15 protein-coding genes are annotated in these 18,010 nt (G+C 56.8%); 2 read left to right on the plus strand and 13 right to left on the minus strand.

All coding sequences use genetic code 11. The features are described from left to right. Positions 1–288: 288 nt before the first annotated feature. From petA to ACR0LL_RS16040, 9 genes are all read right to left on the minus strand, one after another. A complete protein-coding gene (petA, locus tag ACR0LL_RS16000) occupies positions 289–837 on the minus strand; it encodes a ubiquinol-cytochrome c reductase iron-sulfur subunit (RefSeq protein ID WP_050605700.1) in 549 nt (182 codons plus the stop codon). A gap of 325 nt (positions 838–1,162) precedes the next feature. After that, a complete protein-coding gene (locus ACR0LL_RS16005) occupies positions 1,163–1,441 on the minus strand; it encodes a DUF2933 domain-containing protein (RefSeq protein WP_170417934.1) in 279 nt (92 codons plus the stop codon). Next, positions 1,438–2,772 (minus strand): APC family permease, encoded by a 1,335-nt coding sequence (locus ACR0LL_RS16010; protein ID WP_255612171.1) that lies wholly within the window; start codon positions 2,770–2,772, stop codon positions 1,438–1,440. The genes ACR0LL_RS16005 and ACR0LL_RS16010 overlap by 4 nt, the downstream gene beginning before the upstream one ends. Next, the gene (locus ACR0LL_RS16015) at positions 2,769–5,054 is read right to left on the minus strand and encodes a copper-transporting P-type ATPase (RefSeq protein WP_170418025.1); all 2,286 of its coding nucleotides are present in this window, start codon (positions 5,052–5,054) and stop codon (positions 2,769–2,771) included. The genes ACR0LL_RS16010 and ACR0LL_RS16015 overlap by 4 nt, the downstream gene beginning before the upstream one ends. Positions 5,055–5,186: 132 nt before the next feature. Then, positions 5,187–6,236, minus strand: a complete 1,050-nt coding sequence (locus ACR0LL_RS16020; RefSeq protein ID WP_170417931.1) for a YncE family protein — start codon at positions 6,234–6,236, stop codon at positions 5,187–5,189. Between the two features lie 132 nt (positions 6,237–6,368). Next, positions 6,369–6,728, minus strand: a complete 360-nt coding sequence (locus ACR0LL_RS16025; RefSeq protein ID WP_152460765.1) for a hypothetical protein — start codon at positions 6,726–6,728, stop codon at positions 6,369–6,371. Between the two features lie 84 nt (positions 6,729–6,812). Continuing rightward, the gene (locus ACR0LL_RS16030; RefSeq protein WP_157054266.1) at positions 6,813–7,181 is read right to left on the minus strand and encodes a hypothetical protein; all 369 of its coding nucleotides are present in this window, start codon (positions 7,179–7,181) and stop codon (positions 6,813–6,815) included. Beyond that, positions 7,178–7,882 (minus strand): TVP38/TMEM64 family protein, encoded by a 705-nt coding sequence (locus ACR0LL_RS16035; protein WP_480566885.1) that lies wholly within the window; start codon positions 7,880–7,882, stop codon positions 7,178–7,180. The genes ACR0LL_RS16030 and ACR0LL_RS16035 overlap by 4 nt, the downstream gene beginning before the upstream one ends. 269 nt (positions 7,883–8,151) lie before the next feature. Then, positions 8,152–8,667 carry an EF-hand domain-containing protein gene (locus tag ACR0LL_RS16040; protein WP_170417928.1) on the minus strand — a complete coding sequence of 172 codons (516 nt, stop codon included), beginning with the start codon at positions 8,665–8,667 and terminating at the stop codon, positions 8,152–8,154. 172 nt (positions 8,668–8,839) lie between these two features. Here ACR0LL_RS16040 and ACR0LL_RS16045 point away from each other — a divergent pair, with 172 nt between their 5' ends. Together ACR0LL_RS16045 and ACR0LL_RS16050 are read left to right on the plus strand one after the other, a co-directional pair. Next, complete coding sequence (locus ACR0LL_RS16045) at positions 8,840–9,565, plus strand: response regulator (RefSeq protein ID WP_170417925.1); 726 nt, start codon at positions 8,840–8,842, stop codon at positions 9,563–9,565. Continuing rightward, positions 9,529–10,959 carry an ATP-binding protein gene (locus ACR0LL_RS16050; protein WP_237217564.1) on the plus strand — a complete coding sequence of 477 codons (1,431 nt, stop codon included), beginning with the start codon at positions 9,529–9,531 and terminating at the stop codon, positions 10,957–10,959. The genes ACR0LL_RS16045 and ACR0LL_RS16050 overlap by 37 nt, the downstream gene beginning before the upstream one ends. A 73-nt stretch (positions 10,960–11,032) precedes the next feature. Here the strand turns inward: ACR0LL_RS16050 and ACR0LL_RS16055 are convergent, their stop codons facing one another. From ACR0LL_RS16055 to ACR0LL_RS16070, 4 genes are all read right to left on the minus strand, one after another. Beyond that, positions 11,033–11,653, minus strand: coding sequence for a class I SAM-dependent methyltransferase (locus ACR0LL_RS16055; RefSeq protein WP_170417923.1), 621 nt, complete (start codon positions 11,651–11,653; stop codon positions 11,033–11,035). A 565-nt stretch (positions 11,654–12,218) separates the two neighbouring features. Further along, positions 12,219–12,560 (minus strand): copper-binding protein, encoded by a 342-nt coding sequence (locus tag ACR0LL_RS16060; protein WP_170417920.1) that lies wholly within the window; start codon positions 12,558–12,560, stop codon positions 12,219–12,221. A gap of 29 nt (positions 12,561–12,589) precedes the next feature. Then, a complete protein-coding gene (locus ACR0LL_RS16065; RefSeq protein WP_170417917.1) occupies positions 12,590–15,769 on the minus strand; it encodes an efflux RND transporter permease subunit in 3,180 nt (1,059 codons plus the stop codon). After that, positions 15,766–17,961 (minus strand): efflux RND transporter periplasmic adaptor subunit, encoded by a 2,196-nt coding sequence (locus ACR0LL_RS16070; protein ID WP_170417912.1) that lies wholly within the window; start codon positions 17,959–17,961, stop codon positions 15,766–15,768. The genes ACR0LL_RS16065 and ACR0LL_RS16070 overlap by 4 nt, the downstream gene beginning before the upstream one ends. Positions 17,962–18,010: the final 49 nt, after the last annotated feature.

The following is an 18,010-nucleotide window of genomic DNA, read 5'->3' on the forward strand; positions in this document are numbered from 1 at the left end:
GCACCTTGTTCAGGACCAAAGCGTTTCCTCTCAACCCGCAATTCAGATGCGATCCTGTCAAAAGGCAAGATGGCATGTCTAAACATGGGCGAAGCAGAAAACGTTGAGCGCAGCGATTAGAATTGTTCCGTTCAGAACATGACGGCGAGGTCTCTTCTCGAAAACTCCAGAAAGCGGGGTACATGTCGAATTCCGCCACATAGCATCGCGGCGCTGATCGAGGGATATTCGAGGACTGACAAACGAACTTGGTGAGGCACGCGCCTCTGAACAAAGTTCACCGCGCCGTCACCCAATTTTGACCCGTGTGTCGGTGACGAACTCGTAAGGGGGCAGATCGAGGTTGCGGGGCGCGGGGCCTTTCCGAATTCTGCCAGACGTGTCGTAATGTGAACCGTGACACGGACAGAACCAACCGTCCCAGTCTCCGGTGGGTTCGCTGCCGCCCTGCCCGAGTGGTATGCATCCCAGATGGGTGCAAACGCCAATAACTACCAGCCATTCCGGTCGCTGTACGCGCTCGGCGTCAGGTTGCGGGTCGATCATTGGTGCATCGTCTTCTGCTATCGCCAGCGCGATCCGCTCTTTAGTCCGGTGGTCGATAAAGATCGGCTTGCCTTTCCATTTAACAGTGATCCTCGTTCCTGGTCCGACACCTTCAAGATCTATGTCGACAACGGCTTGGGCGGAGATGTCTGCACTGGGGTTCATGCTGTTAACAAGTGGCCAGACCGCCGCGCCCGTGGCCACGATGGCGGCACCGCCGGTGACGAAGTATAAGAAATCGCGCCGAGTTTCAGGCTCTGAAGGTGCCTGTCTTTCAGAAAATTCAGACATATTGTTCCTCCTGTGCGTCAGGACGGGTTCATCGAATGATAGGACTCGGACGAGGTGGATCAGTCGCCTTGGTCCTCTTCTTCACCGCGATGCCCCATTCCCTATTCATCAGAGTGATCTTCGTCGGTGTCACCGTGCAATGCCTTTACAGTTAGTGCACCGGCCGTCAGGTGCAGTTCAGTTGCTGCTCTCCGAATTGGATTTGCTAACATGGCAATTTCCCTTCCTTATTGGGTTACAAATTTGTTCTGATCAGTTGGCCGTTGCTGCTCCTTGTTGCGCAGTGTTCTTGCCGCAAAGCCGCCAGCCATACAGGGCGCCGTTCTCAGTGTTTGCCGTGGCCGCGATGCATTAAGAAATGCATGCCCACGCAGACCAGCAAGAACAGCAACGGAGAACTGAGCAAAGGATAGAGTGTCTCGCGGTATTCCCAGCCCAGAACAGCGGCGCCCAACGCGATCGCAATGACAACCGGGAGCCAATTACGCTTGGCACCGTTGGCCGTCTGATCTTCGGTTTTGGGCGCTTCGGCCGTTACGTCAGAGCTGACCCTTTCGGTCGTCTCCTGTGTGGCGCGGGTTTCGTCGAAATTTGATTGGGTCATAGCTGATTTGTCTCCTTTTCGATGATCCATTGTTTGAGAAAGATGCGCTCATAGACGAAGACCAAGCCGATGCCAGCAACGGCATATACTACGATCATCGGGTCGGAGCGCAGCTTGAGTATTGTGAACGCGGTCAGGACTACGCAGTCCAGCGCCAGGGCGGTCAGCAAGACCCATCCACGGGCTTTGATCTGACCGCGCAAGCGTCGCCAGACACCCCAATGCACCGCCATGTCCATCACCAGGTAAAAGAACGCCCCCAACGAGGCGATGCGAGACAGGTCGAACAACACCGCAAGCAGGCCCGCAATCACGACCGTGTAGATCAGCGTGTGAGACTGGATGCTGCCCGTCATGCCGAAATGGCTGTGCGGGATCATCTTCATGTCGGTCAGCATCGCCAGCATCCGGGACACAGCGAAAACGCTGGCGATCAGCCCCGAGGCCGTCGCCACCATCGCCAGCGCCACGGTCAGGTAGAACCCGCCCTGCCCCAGCACCGGCCTGGCAGCCTCGGCCAGGGCATAGTCCTGCGCCGCGCGGATTTGCTCGGGCGGCAGGCTGACACCGACGGCAAGGGCGACCAGCAGGTAGACCACCGCGCAGATCGCGATCGAGATCATGATGGTGCGCCCGACATTGCGGTGCGGGTCGACGATCTCGGCCCCGCTGTTGGTGATGGTGGTAAAGCCCTTGAAGGCGAGGATCGACAGGGCTACCGAGGCGACGAACCCCAGCGGCGCGGCCGGTTCCGAGCCCTGAACCTGCCAGGTTCCGCCCGCAGCCCAAAGTGCGGCGATGCCGAATATTGCGATCCCGCCTATCTTGAGCGCCGACATGATGATCGACCACAACCCCACCGACCGGTTGCCCGACCGGTTCACCGCATAGGCAAAGACGATCAGCGCAACAGCGACCAAAGACACCAGCGGTCCGCTCTCGATGTTGAACGGGCGGAGCGCATAGGTCGCGAAAGTACGCGCGACGAGGCTTTCGTTGATCACCATCGACAGTGCCATCAGCAGCGAGGCCGCCGCCGCAACCGCCCCGGGCCCATATGCCTTGGTCAGGATCATGGCGATGCCGCCTGATGAGGGCCAGGCGTTGGACATGGCGATATAGGTATAGGCGCTGAAAACCGTCACCACGGCCCCGACCACGAAGGACAGCGGAAACCATGGCCCCGCCAGCCCGGCGATCTGTCCGGTAAGTGCAAAGATCCCAGCGCCAATCATCACGCCGGTCCCCATGGCGACGGCTCCGGTCAGCGAGATTGATCCGGGCTTCAGCGCGCCACTGGCGCCGTGGGTACTATGCTCGTGCGTGCTCAAATCTTCGCCCCCCGCAATCGCAGCGCATTCAACACCACTGAAATCGATGAAGCACTCATAGCGAAGGCCGCAAACATCGGGCTGATCAGGATGCCGAAAAGCGGGAACAGAAGACCCGCCGCCACCGGAACGCCCGAGGCGTTGTAGATCAGGGCAAAGAATAGGTTTTGCCGGATATTGCGCATGGTAGCGCGGGCCAGCCTACGGGCGCGCACGATGCCATCAAGGCTTCCGTTGACCAGCGTGAAGCCTGCACTTTCGATCGCCACGTCGGCACCGGTCCCCATGGCGATGCCCACATCGGACTGCGCTAACGCGGGTGCGTCGTTCACTCCGTCACCCGCCATGGCGACCTTTGCGCCTTTCTCCTGCAGTTCGCGAATTATGCGGGCCTTGTCCTCGGGCAGTACGTCGGCTCGAATCTCATCGATACCCAGACGTTCGGCCACCGCCTTTGCAGTGCGTTCGTTGTCGCCAGTCGCCATGATGATCCGGAAACCCAGTTCGTGCAGCGCCTTGAGTGCGGCTGGTGTTGTTTCCTTGACCGGGTCGGCGACGCAGACCAACCCCGCCACTGAACCATCAAGCATCACGAACATCACCGTTTCGCCGTCATCCCGACGCGCATTGGCCTTGGCCGTCAGTTCGGCCGCCTCGAGTCCGAGATCGGTGACCAGTTTCAGATTGCCGAGCGCGACGGGGCGGCCATCCACCGTGCCTTTCACGCCTTTACCAGTCACCGCCTCGAAGTCACTGGCGTCGGACAGGGCTACGCCACGTTCCTCGGCTCCTGTGACGATTGCCTCAGCTAACGGGTGCTCCGAGCCCTTCTCCAGCGTTGCGGCCAGCCGCAGCACCTCGACCTCGTCATGGCCAGGTTCGGGTAATACAGCCACAAGCTTTGGCTTGCCCATGGTCAGCGTGCCAGTTTTGTCGACGATCAAAGTATCGATCTTCTCGAACCGCTCCAGCGCTTCGGCATTTTTGATCAGCACTCCGGCCTGCGCCCCGCGCCCCGTGGCCGTCATGATCGACATCGGAGTGGCCAGGCCAAGCGCGCACGGGCAAGCTATGATCAGTACCGACACCGCTGCGATCAAGGCGTAGGAGAGCGCCGGAGCCGGTCCCCAAATTGCCCATGCAATAAAGGCCAGCGCAGCTATACTTATGACCGCCGGTACAAACCAGCCCGCCACTTTGTCAGCGTATTTCTGAATTGGTGCGCGCGAGCGTTGCGCGTTGGCCACCATTTCGACAATCTGGGACAGCATTGTGTCAGAGCCCACTCGGGTTGCTTCGATCACAAGGCTACCGGTGCCGTTGATTGTGGCCCCTGTGACCGGCTCGCCTTGTACCTTTTCGACCGGAACCGGTTCGCCAGAGATCATGCTTTCGTCAACAGATGAGCGCCCTTCGAGTACAATGCCGTCTACTGGCACCTTGTCGCCGGGGCGTACGCGAAGGCGGTCACCTACCTGTACTTCTTCAAGCGGAATTTCCTCTTCACTGCTGTCAGGGCGGATAATGCGGGCGGTCTTTGCGGCCATGTCCAGCAAAGCGCGGATTGCCTTTCCTGTGCCTTCGCGTGCCCGCAGTTCCATCACCTGCCCGAGCAGAACAAGTGTAACGATAACTGCGGCCGCTTCGAAATAGACCCCAACATGGCCTTCTGAATCTCGAAAACCGTCCGGAAATATGTGGGGCATCAATACGGCGACAACGCTGAACAGCCACGCGGCCGAAACCCCCATGGCAATCAACGAGAACATGTTCAGGTTCATGGTGCGAAACGAATTCCACCCTCGTTCCAGAAATGGCCAACCGCACCAAAGAACAACCGGAGTGCCAAGTATCAGTTCAATCCATAGGGTTGTTCGCTCACCAAAAATCTCTCGCACACCAGACAGCCCAACGTAGGGGCCCATCGTGAAAACCAAAAGTGGAAGCGTCAGAATCGCACCTACCCATAGGCGCCGGGTGAAATCCACCAGTTCCGGGTTCGGCCCCTCGTCCACCATCGCCGCGCTTTCCAGCTCCAACCCCATGCCGCAGAGTGGACAGGACCCGGGATGGGTTTGCCGCACCTGCGGATGCATCGGGCAGGTATATACGGGTCCGTCATAGCCTGTCGGAACGATGTCATATTCACCGTTCTCGTCCGTCGCGCCATGATGCGCGGAATGGTGGTGATGCGCATGCGCATCCACCTCGCCCTCGGGCACAAGGTGCATCCCGCATTTGGGACAGTCGCCGGGCCCAGATTGACGCACGTCAGAATGCATGGGGCAGACGTAAGCGACCTCGGTCGGGCCGTTCGCGTGGATTCTGATGTCGTGGTCTTCTGTCATGTTCTGCTCCCTGGTTTAAGCTTTGGTCGTAGAGCCGTTTAATTACGCAATGCCGGGCACAGTCCTTCAGGGCAGAACAACCATCTGGTGGCCCTCACCCAGTATCGGCATTTCGGTAATAGCCGTCAGGCTGACTTGATCGACGATCCAGACCTTCGGTTCGGTTCGGCTTGATACCATCACTTTGCCTGAGTTCGGTATGGTCGTCAGGTGATAAGGTGCCGGTGACAGGTTGGTCGAGCGCTGTTTGCCCGTAGCAAGATCAATCGACAACAACCGGTCGGTGCCTTTGGCGGCCACGAACAGTACGCCCTCGCGGTCGGACAGGCCGATCCCGTGCAACTCGCCTCCAATGTCATAGGTTTCGGTGACAGAACCGCTGGCAAGATCTACGCGGAAGGCCTTGCCACCATCACTGTCGGCTACGAAGGCGGCGCTGCCGGTGGCGTTAAGTACAAGATGCTCAGGGCCTTCGCCGACGGGCATGTTGCGTACGACGAAGCCTTTGACGACATCCACTTCGCTAAGTGTACCATTGCCGGTATTGGTGACATAGACCCTGTCGCCGTCAGGCGCGAATACCGCATAGTTGGGCATTGGCCCGGTTGCTACGAAACCAAGGAAGCTGAGCTTATCGAGATCGACGATCGAAATACCGTCACCGCCCGGATGGGTCGCCACCGCGAACCGCCCGTCGGGCGACACCGCAGTGTGATGCACCGCACCTGGAACCTCGATCTGGCGGACGACCTCGCGTGTTTCCGCATCAAGGATCGTCAGCAGGCTCCGCCCCTTGTCTTTGGGCAACGCAGTGACATCGCGCTTGGCGTGGTGCGCAGCGTGTTCATCCTTGGACATACCTTCGGGTTTTGGTGGCGTTGTGGCCTCGGTTTCTGCGTAGCTGCCCGCGACCAGGTACTTAAAGCCGGGCGCGCCGGCCAGCCCATGGACCGCCACGAGCCTCGGCAGCCGCTCGACGGTCTTGCCGGTTTCGGAGTCGATCACCAGAACCGAGTCCGCGCTGCCTTCGGGAATGAACACGGTTGCCGCCAGCGTGAGCGAAGGCGCAGTCAAAGCTGCGACGGACAGGCCTGCGGCCAGATTGAACAGGGTCATTTAGGTTTCCTTTCGTCAACTGAAACGCGCGCATTGGCGGGCACGTGCAGAAAAATCCGGTAGATGACGGCCATCAGGAAGGGCGTCAAAAGCAGGGTCAGAGCGATGGCCTTCATGGCTTTGTCCTTTCAATCAGTTGAGTTTTGTGCGAGCCGCAAAGACATTGAACAGTCCGCCGAACAGCAACGCGGCGTACCAGCCGTAGAGAAACGCCCATAACAGTCCCAACAGGAATGAGGGCAGGCTGAGCCAAGTCATTCCGGGCATCAGGCCGATCCAAGCCCGGTACATGGCAAAACTTGGAAAGATCAGGTCAAAGGCCACGCACAGCAGGTAGGTTGCGGCCAGAAACAGGCTGAGCGCCCAGCCAAGGGTTGTCACCGGAACACCGGGATGATGTTCTTGTGTCCCCATCACACAGGGGCCACAGGTCAGGCGCAACAGTGCGAATAGCACCACGCCCGTGACGAAAAAGTACAGAATGGTAAGCATGGTAAGTGTCCTGAACTGAGTTGGGCCGCAATCAACGGCTTGGGCAAGACCCCGGAGCGATTCCGGAGCCATTGCCGGTCACGTTCAGGACAGGTTTGGCGGATGTGGTAGTGGTGCGACCGGCAGGCTTGCGCGTGGCCGGAACCGTTCTGGCGCCACGGGCGTAGCAATACGCATCGAGAGCAATTCAGGTGCCGCCATAACTGCCATCGCATAGCAGCCCGGGTGCACTGAGCAGTCTAATTCTTCTGATGGATGAGACGCGGGATACCCACCGCTGTCATCGATCACAAGCTCGGCCTGGGTGGCGGCCTTCGCGATGTCATGCCCGGCATGGGACGGCACAACAGAGATCAGCATCGAAACCACCAACGCACAGATCAACAGGACCTGCAGCCGGCCCATGGCTCGGGCCGTCCGTGTCGCAGTTGATATCCATTGTGCGCGGATCACTTAGGGTTTCCTCCATTCTCCAACAGTTTAGGGCCGCTTGGACCGGTCGCATTGATCTGGCTCAATTCGTGGTCTGAAGAGCCAACAGGCATCTTGCGTTTCCAAGCCAACCAGATAAGTGGCGCCCCCGTCAACAGCCCAAGCCCGATAACCGCAAGGCTGGTGCCGCCTGTCGCGGTTTCGGTAATCTGGCTGCCCAGATGGGCCAGAACGAAACTGGCCGGCAGGAGTCCAGCCAAGGTGGCCAGTGCGAACCGCCAAAATTGAAGTCGGGTCAGACCGGCGGCATAGCTGACCATGTCGAAAGAAACGAAAGGCATCAGGCGGCTGGTGAACACGGTCAACATCAGGGCATTCTGCGATCCAAGCAACCCCAAGTCCAGCTTGTCGCCGAACCACTGGCGCAGCGCGTCGCGCCCCAACCAACGGGCTATCAGGAACGCCAGCAGCGCCCCCAACTCCGCTCCGATAGCAACCAATGCGGTTCCCAGCCCATGCCCATATGCCACCCCGGCAGCGACAGCGATCGGAGCGCTGGGGATTGGGCTGGCAACCACTGCGGCTGTCATGAAGCCGATGATGACAACGGGTCCGAACGGGCCGGCCCAATCCACCCACGCAGTAATGACTTCGCGCGATAGTCCTGCGTCCAACGCGCCAGACAGCCACAACCAGATGGTGGCGATCAGCAACGCGATCAAAACCGCGATGAAAACCAAACGGCTATTGCTGTGCAGGCCCTCCAGCTTTCGTTCCTCCTATGACATAGCCCTCCACCCCTAAACGGGAGTGACGGATTCCGAGGTCACTTAGCGATGTATTTGATCAGCGCTACGATCGCCAGAACGATCAACACTGCGATCAGCAACATCCAGATCATTCCAAACCCCATTCCAGCGCCATAGCCCATCATCGCTTTGTTCCTCAGTGGTTTGTGCCGAGTGCGATGACCCGGCTACACGGTTGCGTTTCAGTTGTTGGTTTCAGAAGCCTTTGTCACAGGTTTCGAGGCCTTCATGCCGTGTTTCGGCGACATCGTCTTTGCGCCTTTCTCGATTTCCCCTGTGGTCACAACGCCATCGCCATTGGCATCAAGATGCTGAAATCGGTCCACCATGGTTTCGCGGATCATCCCGGAATGCAGCGCTTCGAACTCATCAATCGACAGGTTGCCATCTCCATTGACGTCATGCGCCTGCATCCGGGCCTTCAGACCTTCGGCGATCTCAGATTCGCTCGGGCGACCGTCCTCGTCCATGTCCAGAACCGCCAGCCAGTTGCCGCCCATCATCTGGCCATGCATTTTCACCATCATTTGCATCATGCCTGCGTGATCGCCCATCATGCCGCCGGGCGCACCCTGCATCATGCCGCCCTCATGGCCCTGCATCTGCGCGCTGCTGCCATGCTGACCGGCGGCAAGCGCGGGCAGCGCCATCAAAGTCGCGGCAATGGCTCCAGCGGCCAGCGTGAAGGTACGTTTCATGACTTTCACCTCTCGGGTTTTTGTTTCTACACAAAGCATATGGCCGCCCTCGGTCGCGCCACCACCCCCCTGCTCAACCCGGTTTGTATCGTTGTGTCGCAGCCCGCCCAACTGATACAAAGGGATACAAAAAAGCCGGGATTTGTACCGCGCCGGGGCTTATGATTGCGCCATGACTGAAGCACCACATATCTTGATTGTCGACGACCACCGCGAAATCCGTGATGCTGTCAGCCGCTATCTGGAAAAGAATGGGTTGCGCGCCAGTACCGCGCGCGACGCAACCGAGATGGACGCACGACTGGCGGCCGGTCGGATTGATCTTATCGTACTCGACATCATGATGCCGGGCGAAAACGGATTGTCGGTCTGTCGCCGCCTGTCCGCGGCCGGTGGCCCGCCGATCCTGATGCTGACAGCCCTCAGCGATGACACCGACCGTATCGTGGGTTTAGAGATCGGCGCCGATGACTACCTGCCCAAACCATTCAACCCACGTGAATTGCTGGCCCGGATCAAGGCGATCCTGCGGCGTTCCGAAACCACCGTCCCCCCGGCTGGCGATCTGAGCGGCAAACGGATCGCCTTTGGAAGCTGGGTTCTGGATGCCGACAGTCGCACCTTGATATCCGCCGAAGGGGCCGAAGAAAGTCTGACCACCGCCGATGTCCGGCTGCTGGCCGTATTCCTGCAGCGGCCCCGCAAACTCCTGTCGCGAGACGAACTGCTGGATTTGACCGCCGGCCGCAGCCCGCACTTGTTCGACCGTACGATCGACAACCAGGTCAGCCGCTTGCGTCGCAAGATCGAAGCTGACCCAACGCGGCCGAAGCTCATCACCACGATAAGAGGTGGCGGTTATTGCCTGTCGACCGACGTGAGCGAGCTTACGGGATGAAAGCCTTTGCCCAAAGTCTGCGCGGTCAGCTTATCCTTTTGATCATCGCCGCGCTGGCTGCCGCGCAACTGGTCAGCCTGTGGCTGTTCGTCGACGAACGCTCAATGGCAGTGCACATGGCCCTTGGCCTGGAAACCGCCGGACGCGCCGCAAACATCGCGCGGCTGATTGAAGAAGCTCCACCCGAGATGCACGACGCGATCCTGCGGGCGGCAAGTTCTCCACTGGTGCGTTTCAGCCTTACAGATACGCCCGCAGTCGATCACACCGGACATAGCGCTGGTGGGACGGTCGAAAACACAATCCGCAGAATTCTGCCAGGCTATGAAAACCGTCCCATCCGGGTAGAGTTGCATGAGTTCTCTCCCGATATGCTGCCGGTTGAAGGTGTTCCGTCTACAATGGCTGAAATGCACATGGCAATGATGCGTGATCACGTTTCCGCAATTGAAATGCAGCTGTCGATCGCTCTGACGACCGATCAATGGCTCAACGTGGATACCCGGTTCCATAACCCTCCTCTGCAATGGCCTTTGCAGTCCTTCGTCAGCTTCGGTTTCACTGCAACTTTAATTCTTGGAGCAGCCATTTGGTTTCTACTGACACGGCTGACCGGCCCGTTGCGCCGCCTGTCACTGGCTGCAGACCAGTTTGGTCGCGGTGAAGACGTCCAGGAACTGACGGTTTCTGGTCCGACCGAGGTGCGAGATTTGACGCAGGCGTTCAACCATATGCGTGATAGGCTGACTCGCTATGTTGCCGATCGGACCAGACTATTGGGGGCGCTGGGTCACGATTTGCGGTCGCCACTGACGGGATTGCGGGTTCGCGCCGAACTGGTGGAGGAAGAGGAGACCCGTGACCATCTGATCGAGACCATCGAGGAAATGCAGGAGATGGTGGACTCCACCCTGTCATTTGCCAAGGGCGTGGCCACGCGCGAACCTTCCAGTACCGTCCCAATTGGTGAATTCGTAACCAAAACGACCGAAGACATTGTGCAAGCCGGTGACACGGTTGAAGTATCGGTCGCAGACAATCCGGCCGTCACGCTTCGGCCGATGCTGATGAAGCGAGCTCTGCGCAATATCATTGAAAACGCCTGCCGGTATGGTGCCCGGGCCAACGTCTCAGTCATGCAAGAGGGGAATGAGGCAAAAATATTGATCCAGGATCAGGGGCCCGGCATCCCCGAGCATATGCTCGATGCGGTATTCGACCCATTCGTGCGGCTTGAAACATCCCGCTCGCGAGAGACTGGCGGAACCGGCTTGGGGCTGTCGATCGCACGTACGATCATCCAGTCGCACGGTGGCACGATAGAATTGCTAAACGGGGAAACTGGCGGCTTGTGCGCTAAGGTGGTTCTGCCAGTTTTTGAGGGCCAAACGTAACTTGTGAACACAATCGGCATGCCCCGAAAGCTTATTGGAAGCGTACCGCTTTGGGCCAGTTTCAGGTGTGGGCTCAAACGCAGCGGCGGAGAACACTGAACTGGAAAGACTGACTTTCCCCCCAAGAGGTTTGGTGCAGGTGATGGCGATGCGCGACGAGTTCAAAGTGTTCCTCAAAAAGCACGGCGATATCGCTCGGACTATAGCGGGCGACAGGGAGACCACTGCAAGTCTCCGGCCCATCAAGTGCAAACGTAGCAATGATCACATGGCCGCCAATTTTTACCCCTTTCTTCACGCTTTCCAGATAGGCCGCGCGTTGCGATGTATCCACGAGAAAGTGAAAAACCGCCCTATCATGCCAGACGTCATATCTGCGATCGGGGACCCAAGAAGTTATATCTGCAGAAATCCAAGTGACTGTTTCAGCGGCGCGCCCCAACCTTTCCCGGGCCGTGTCCAACGCGACCTGCGATAGATCGAGAACTGTCACGTCATGGAGCCCCTTCGCAAGCAACGCTCCAGCAAGACGAGATGTACCTCCACCAATGTCGATGACGGATGAAGGCTTAGACACTCTGATCAACTCGATGAGTTCAAGCGATATCTCTGGATCATCCTCGTGCCAACTCAATTGGGTGTCAAACTTCTCGCCATAGACATCGTCCCAGTGCTCTCTTGTGTTAGCTGTCATGTCGTATCGTTTTCCCAAGTCGTCGCCCTGGAGATATCCTCATTTTGACCGCTCCGCGCTGCGTTTTCGACTGAAGCAAAAACCAACAAGGCAACGCCCCAGACAATTCGACGCTGGTCCGTTGAATGGCCGCGTGAAGTCATCTCGGCGACAATGTAGTACACACATTCCAATTGTGAAATGTTTTAGGTGGGATTTGCTTGTCGGTCAGATTTCCACTGGGCTGCGCAAGTAGCTCCAGAATTTTGCGCAGTTTAACTGCAGTGGCGCGGGCCGGAGATACCGAAGCGTTGGCAGTTTGTGTACTGCTTGCCTGGATTGCTCTGTTCAATCAGTATAGCCGGAAGATTTTCTGAGCTTTGGAGCTTCAATCAGTCAACGAATTGCTTAAAGCGCCTTTAACCGACAATGGACTGATAACTTATGAGCAGAGCCACAGATCGTTGAAATACGATTTGGTTCTTGAGTGGCTCCTACTCCATTTCTCTTAGTTCATAGAATTTCCTACAGTCGTTGAAACGGCGAACAATCACATCATTGGTGAATAGCTGCCGCATCAACAGACTCAGTTTTTCATGATCGCGCCGATCGCATACATACCATCATCGCTTTTGACCAACATCAGTGTGACTTCGTCACCTGCGCTGATCTCACCCATCATCTGGGCATTCTCAAGAAGCTGCAAATCCATCGTCATCGCGGGCCACCCGATCTCGGGGATCGGATCATGGCTGACGTTAGCGGTTTCGTCGCCAATTGAGTTCACCAAAGCCTTTGCGTGGACCGCACCTTCCATCTGTTCGGAAGACATGGGCATGTTGGAATGGTCCATGCCGTGGTTCGTTTGCGCGATGCCGGATGTTGTAGACACGGCCAATAGGGCCAAAATTGCAGTCAAAGTTTTCATCAGATGCTCCTGTTTCAAGGTTGTGGGTATTATTCTGCCGGAAGCGCAGGGGGCACTTCCTGGATCGTGTGGGAGATCTCTCGGTTCACGCGATTGAGCGCGAGCCGTTTCCAAATCACGAATATTGCGGGAATGACAAAAAGCGTAAGAAGGGTCGCTGTCACCATGCCCCCAATCATCGGCGCAGCGATCCGCTGCATGATTTCAGAGCCTGTACCGGTGCCGTACATGATGGGTATCAGTGCTGCAAAGATCGTGGCTACAGTCATTACCTTCGGCCGAACCCGAAGAACGGCTCCTTCGAACACCGCGTCTTCGATATCGTCACGTGTCAGCTTTCGCTGTTCCGATTGCGCCAGCCCTCGACGTTTCTCCCAAGCAAGATTGAGGTACAACAACATGACAATCGCTGTTTCCACGGCAACTCCCGCCAGCGCGATGAAGCCCACGAGCACAGCAATTGAGATATCGAAGTTAAGATACCATAAGAACCAAACCCCACCTGCCAATGCGACCGGGAGCGCCGCAAGAATTATCCCGACCTCAATCACCCGATTGAACGCCAAGAAAAGCATGAGCGTGATAATTAGCAGGGTTGCAGGAGCAACGATCGTCAACCTGTCCTGCATTCTCTCTATGTACTCATACTGCCCTGACCAAGTCAGCGAGTAACCTGGAGGCAGGTCGACCTTTTCTGTAACCACCTCTTGTGCTTCGGCCACATAGCCGCCCAGGTCGCGCCCCGCGATGTCGATGAACACGAACCCAGTTCGTCGAGCGTTCTCTGATCGTATCATTCCCGGCCCGTCAACTATTCGAATATCGGCGAGAGCGGACAGTGGCACATGAGCACCCGACGGCGTGACGACAGGAAGATTTTCGAGCCGTTCCGGGCTGTCTCGCCATGCCTGAGGGTACCGAAGGTTTATAGGAAACCTCTCCAGCCCCTCCACAGATTCCGACACTTGCATACCGCCAATTGCGGTCTGCACTACGTCCTGAACTTCTCGAACACTCATCATGTATCGGGAGGCGGCATCTCGTTTGACGTCGATTTCGATGAAACGCCCGCCAACAGGTCGCTCTGCGTAGGCGGAAGCCGTTCCATCAATATCAGCGACCGCACGCTCTACTTCGATCCCTATATCTGTAATGACCTCCAAGTCGGTGCCGGATATTTTGACACCGACAGGAGTACGGATACCTGTCGCAAGCATATCGATGCGGTTCTTGATAGGTTGGATCCAAACATTTGTAACGCCCGGAACCTGAACGATACGATCGAGCTCATTCCGGATTTTCTCCATTGTCATGCCGGGGCGCCATTCTTCTTCCGGCTTGAGTTGGATTGTGGTCTCCACCATCGTTAGAGGTGCTGGATCGGTTGCAGTCTCCGCACGCCCAACTTTACCGTGAACAGTTTCGACTTCAGGCACGGTCGCGATCAGGCGATTGGTCTGCTGCAGTACCTCACGGGCTTTTCCCGTCGAGATCCCGGGGTAGAAGCTCGGCATGTAGAGAAAATCACCTTCGTTCAACTCGGGCATGAATTCAGAGCCAATTCTCTGGTACGGGTACCACATGGACGTCACCAGAACGCCGGCCAACAGTGTTGTTGCCCATGGCCAGGCAATTGCCGCGTCCAGAAATGGGCGGTACACGAACACAACCAAGCGATTTAGCGGATTTTTTCGCTCCGGTAGAATACGCCCCCTTACAAAGTAACCCATCAAGACCGGAACCAGCGTTATCGAAAGGATGGCGGCTGCAGCCATGGCGTAGGTTTTGGTATAAGCGAGTGGCGAGAAGAGCCTACCTTCCTGATTTTCCAGAACGAAAACAGGCAAAAAACTAACCGTGATAATCGCCAGAGAATAAAAAAGGGCTGGTCCCACCTCAGAAGCGCACTCTTGCACAATCCGCCATCGGTTCTCTGCTGTGAGCTTTTCTTTTTCCAACCGCCTGTGCATCGCCTCGATCATCACAATCGATGCGTCGACCATCGCACCAATAGCGATGGCTATGCCGCCGAGCGACATGATGTTTGCGTTTACTCCTTGCGCCTTCATCAGAATAAATGCGGCAAAGATTCCCAGAGGGAGCGACAGAAGAATTACGAGGGATGACCGCAGATGAAGTAGAAAAGCCGCGCACACAAGAACAACGACAATGAATTCCTGCGTCAGTTTCTTCTGGAGGTTATCGATAGCACGCTCGATCACACCAGATCGGTCGTAGGTCGTTATGATTTCGACCCCCTCCGGCAGGTTTGAGCGCAACTCTTCGATGCGCGCCTCCACCGCTTTGATCGTTGCCAACGCATTCCCACCCCATCGCAGAATGACTACTCCACCAACCGCGTCTCCTTGCCCGTCGAGTTCTCCGACACCGCGCCGCATTTCCGGCCCCAGACGGATTTCAGCGACGTCTCCAAGCGTCAGAGCGGCGCCACGGTCGTTGACCATCAACGGCGCGCTTGCAAGGTCTGACAATTCGTCAATGTAGCCCGAGGACCTGACCATGAATTCGGCTTCCCCCATCTCAATGACGCTGCCGCCCGTCTCGCGGTTGGCCGCCTGAATAGCCGTCCTCAATTGTGCAAGTGTTATGTCATAGGCACGTAGTTTGTTTGGGTCGACGACGACCTGGTACTGTTTGACCATTCCGCCGATGGTGGCGACTTCTGAGACGCCTTCCACGGCTTGTAATTCGTATTTCAGAAACCAATCCTGCAGAGTCCTGAGCTGAGCCAGATCATGATTTCCGGTTCTGTCAACCAGCGCATACTGATAAATCCACCCGACCCCAGTCGCATCAGGGCCAAGTTGTGGTGACACGCCCTCAGGTAAGCTGCCGGTAATCTGGCCCAAGTATTCGAGCACACGCGACCGAGCCCAGTAGAGGTCCGTCCCGTCCTCAAAGACAACATATACAAAGCTGTCTCCAAAGAACGAGAACCCGCGAACGTCTTTTGCACCGGGTACGGCCAATAGGGCTGTCGCAAGTGGATATGTGATTTGGTTTTCGACAACTTGAGGCGCTTGCCCGGGATATGGCGTGCGAACAATTACCTGGACATCCGACAGATCCGGGATTGCATCAACCGGCGTCTCACGAATGGCCCAAATACCCGCAACTCCTATCATGAATGCGAGGGCCAAGATGACGAACCTGTTGGCGAGCGAAGAACGAATGATGGCCGTGATCACTGCGTAACACTCCCATCAAGCGCGACCTCTAACAGCGTCATCGAAAAGTCGGGATTGCGGCGAAGGATCAAAGAAACATCAATCCCTACAGGCAAGTTAGAAACCTCAATCCCCTCCGCAACCGGGAAATCCATGGTCATGCCCGGCATGCCGATCTCAGTCATCGGACCGTGTGTTACGTTCGCGGTACGCGCGTTCGGGTCGATACTGTTAATCCGGCCAGAAACCTGAAGTGGCGGTGCAATAGGCGTTGCCGCAGCCAACACCATTGTCATGCCATCTGCACGCGCGAAAGTCAGAGTCATTTCAGAACCGACTTCGAGCATGCTTGTGTCCAATGTAGGTTCTAATGGGAAATCCATGGTCATTCCGGGCATGCCAATCTCAGTCATCGGCCCGTGAGTGATGGTTGCCGTTCCCGCCTCAGCATTAACGAGGTTGATCGTGCCGGTGACTACAATCGGTGGAGCAGAAGGCGTGTCGGTTTCTTCGGGTTCAACGGAATCCGTCGGCGGCGAGCCCTCTTCGCGAATTGCCACAATCGAGAACATCCCCCCTTCTCCCTCAGCCAGATCAAACTCAATTGGCATGTCGATTGGCACGGTAGTGAGATCTACTCCTACAACAGGCAAATCCATTGTCATGGCGGCCCAACCGAGCTCGGGGATCGGTCCGTGCTCAAGCGTCAATTTGCCGTCTGAAGTGACGGCGCGCGCGATTCCGGCACCAGTTCCGGCAATACCATCGTCTGGTGCAAGCTCCATCAGGCTCAGAAGCCCATCCGCACCCCGTGCGATCACGAAAGCGACTGCGTCGCCTGCACTCAAGCTGTCGAGCGAAACACCAGACCTCACCGGAAACTGCGAAGTCATTGCGGGCCAATCGAGGCTTTCGAGAACATCGTGACGAACAGTTGCCATACGATTTTGGGCATCGAGTGAAACCAGGGTGCCTGCCCCGCGTGCTGGTTCGGTATCCGTTGGTGCCATTCGGGTGAAACCGGCGCTCAAAGCACTTTCACTGTCGATTAGAAACTGTGCGGATGCGACAACTTCCTCACCAGGTTCAAGCCCTTGCAGAACTTCTGTTCGACCCCCCTCGCCGAAACTGTCTCGAAGACCTGTAGTCACCAGTCTCGGGCGAAAAGTACCATCGCCTGTTTTTAAGATGACGCGTTCCGCCGAACCGGTACGAATTAACGCCTCTGATGGAACAGTGAGAACATTTCGGCTTTCATCCGGTATAAGGCTAACACTGCCAAACATGCCCGGCCGCAGCACGCCGTCGGTGTTATCGAAACTAAGCCTTACGGGAAGAGTTCGGGTTTGCGGATCAAGCTCAGGGTAAACATAGTCGATGTCGCCTTCGAAGGTGCGACCGGGTAGGTGCTCGAACCTTGCTATCGCGCGCATATCTTCCGACAAACGTGCAATATCTCGTTCAAATACATCAACGATCAGCCATACTTCAGAAAGATCGGTTACCGAAAAAGCAAGCGTGCCTGGCTGCAGGTACATGCCATCGGCGGCATTCAGAGCTATGACGACACCGTTTTGAGGTGCCTCAATTTCCACATTTCGAACCAACTCACCGCCCGCCTCAATCTCAGCAACCTGACGAGCGGACATACCGTGGCTGATCAACTTATTGCGCGCCGCGTCCAAAATCCGCGGGTCACCAGCTTCGACTGCGCGTACAAGATCGCCGGTCGCAGCTGCGATCAGTGGTGAAAAGAGTTCAAATAAAACTTGCCCCTTCTCAACGCGATCACCGACCGCTCGAACTTTCAGTTGCTCAATCCAACCTTCAACACGCGTATGAACGTGATTGGTCAGGTGTTCGTCAAAGCCGACGAAACCCACCGTTTCGATGCGAGGTTCGATATCAGTCATGCGTGCAACCGCAGTTCGCACACCAATTGCGTTGATTTCCGCAGCGCTCAGGGTGACTTCTTCAGGGTCGCCGGTAGGTTCCTGCCCAGAATAAACCGGGATCAAGTCCATACCCATCGGCGATTTTCCAGGTCCAGGCTGCCGAAAATTCGGATCCATCGGTGCTACCCAATAAAGGACCTCTGGTTCGTTCGACTGGCCCTGATCAATTGGATTCAGGTACAGTCTTTCAAGAAAGACACCTCCACCCAGGCCAATCGCCAAGGCAAGTACTGATAGTGCCGCATATCTTCCACGCATAATAATCTCCTGACGGTCGCAGTGCATGCTCGAACCGAAACAACATGAA

The sequence above is a fragment of the Ruegeria sp. AI2 genome, from assembly GCF_056541275.1.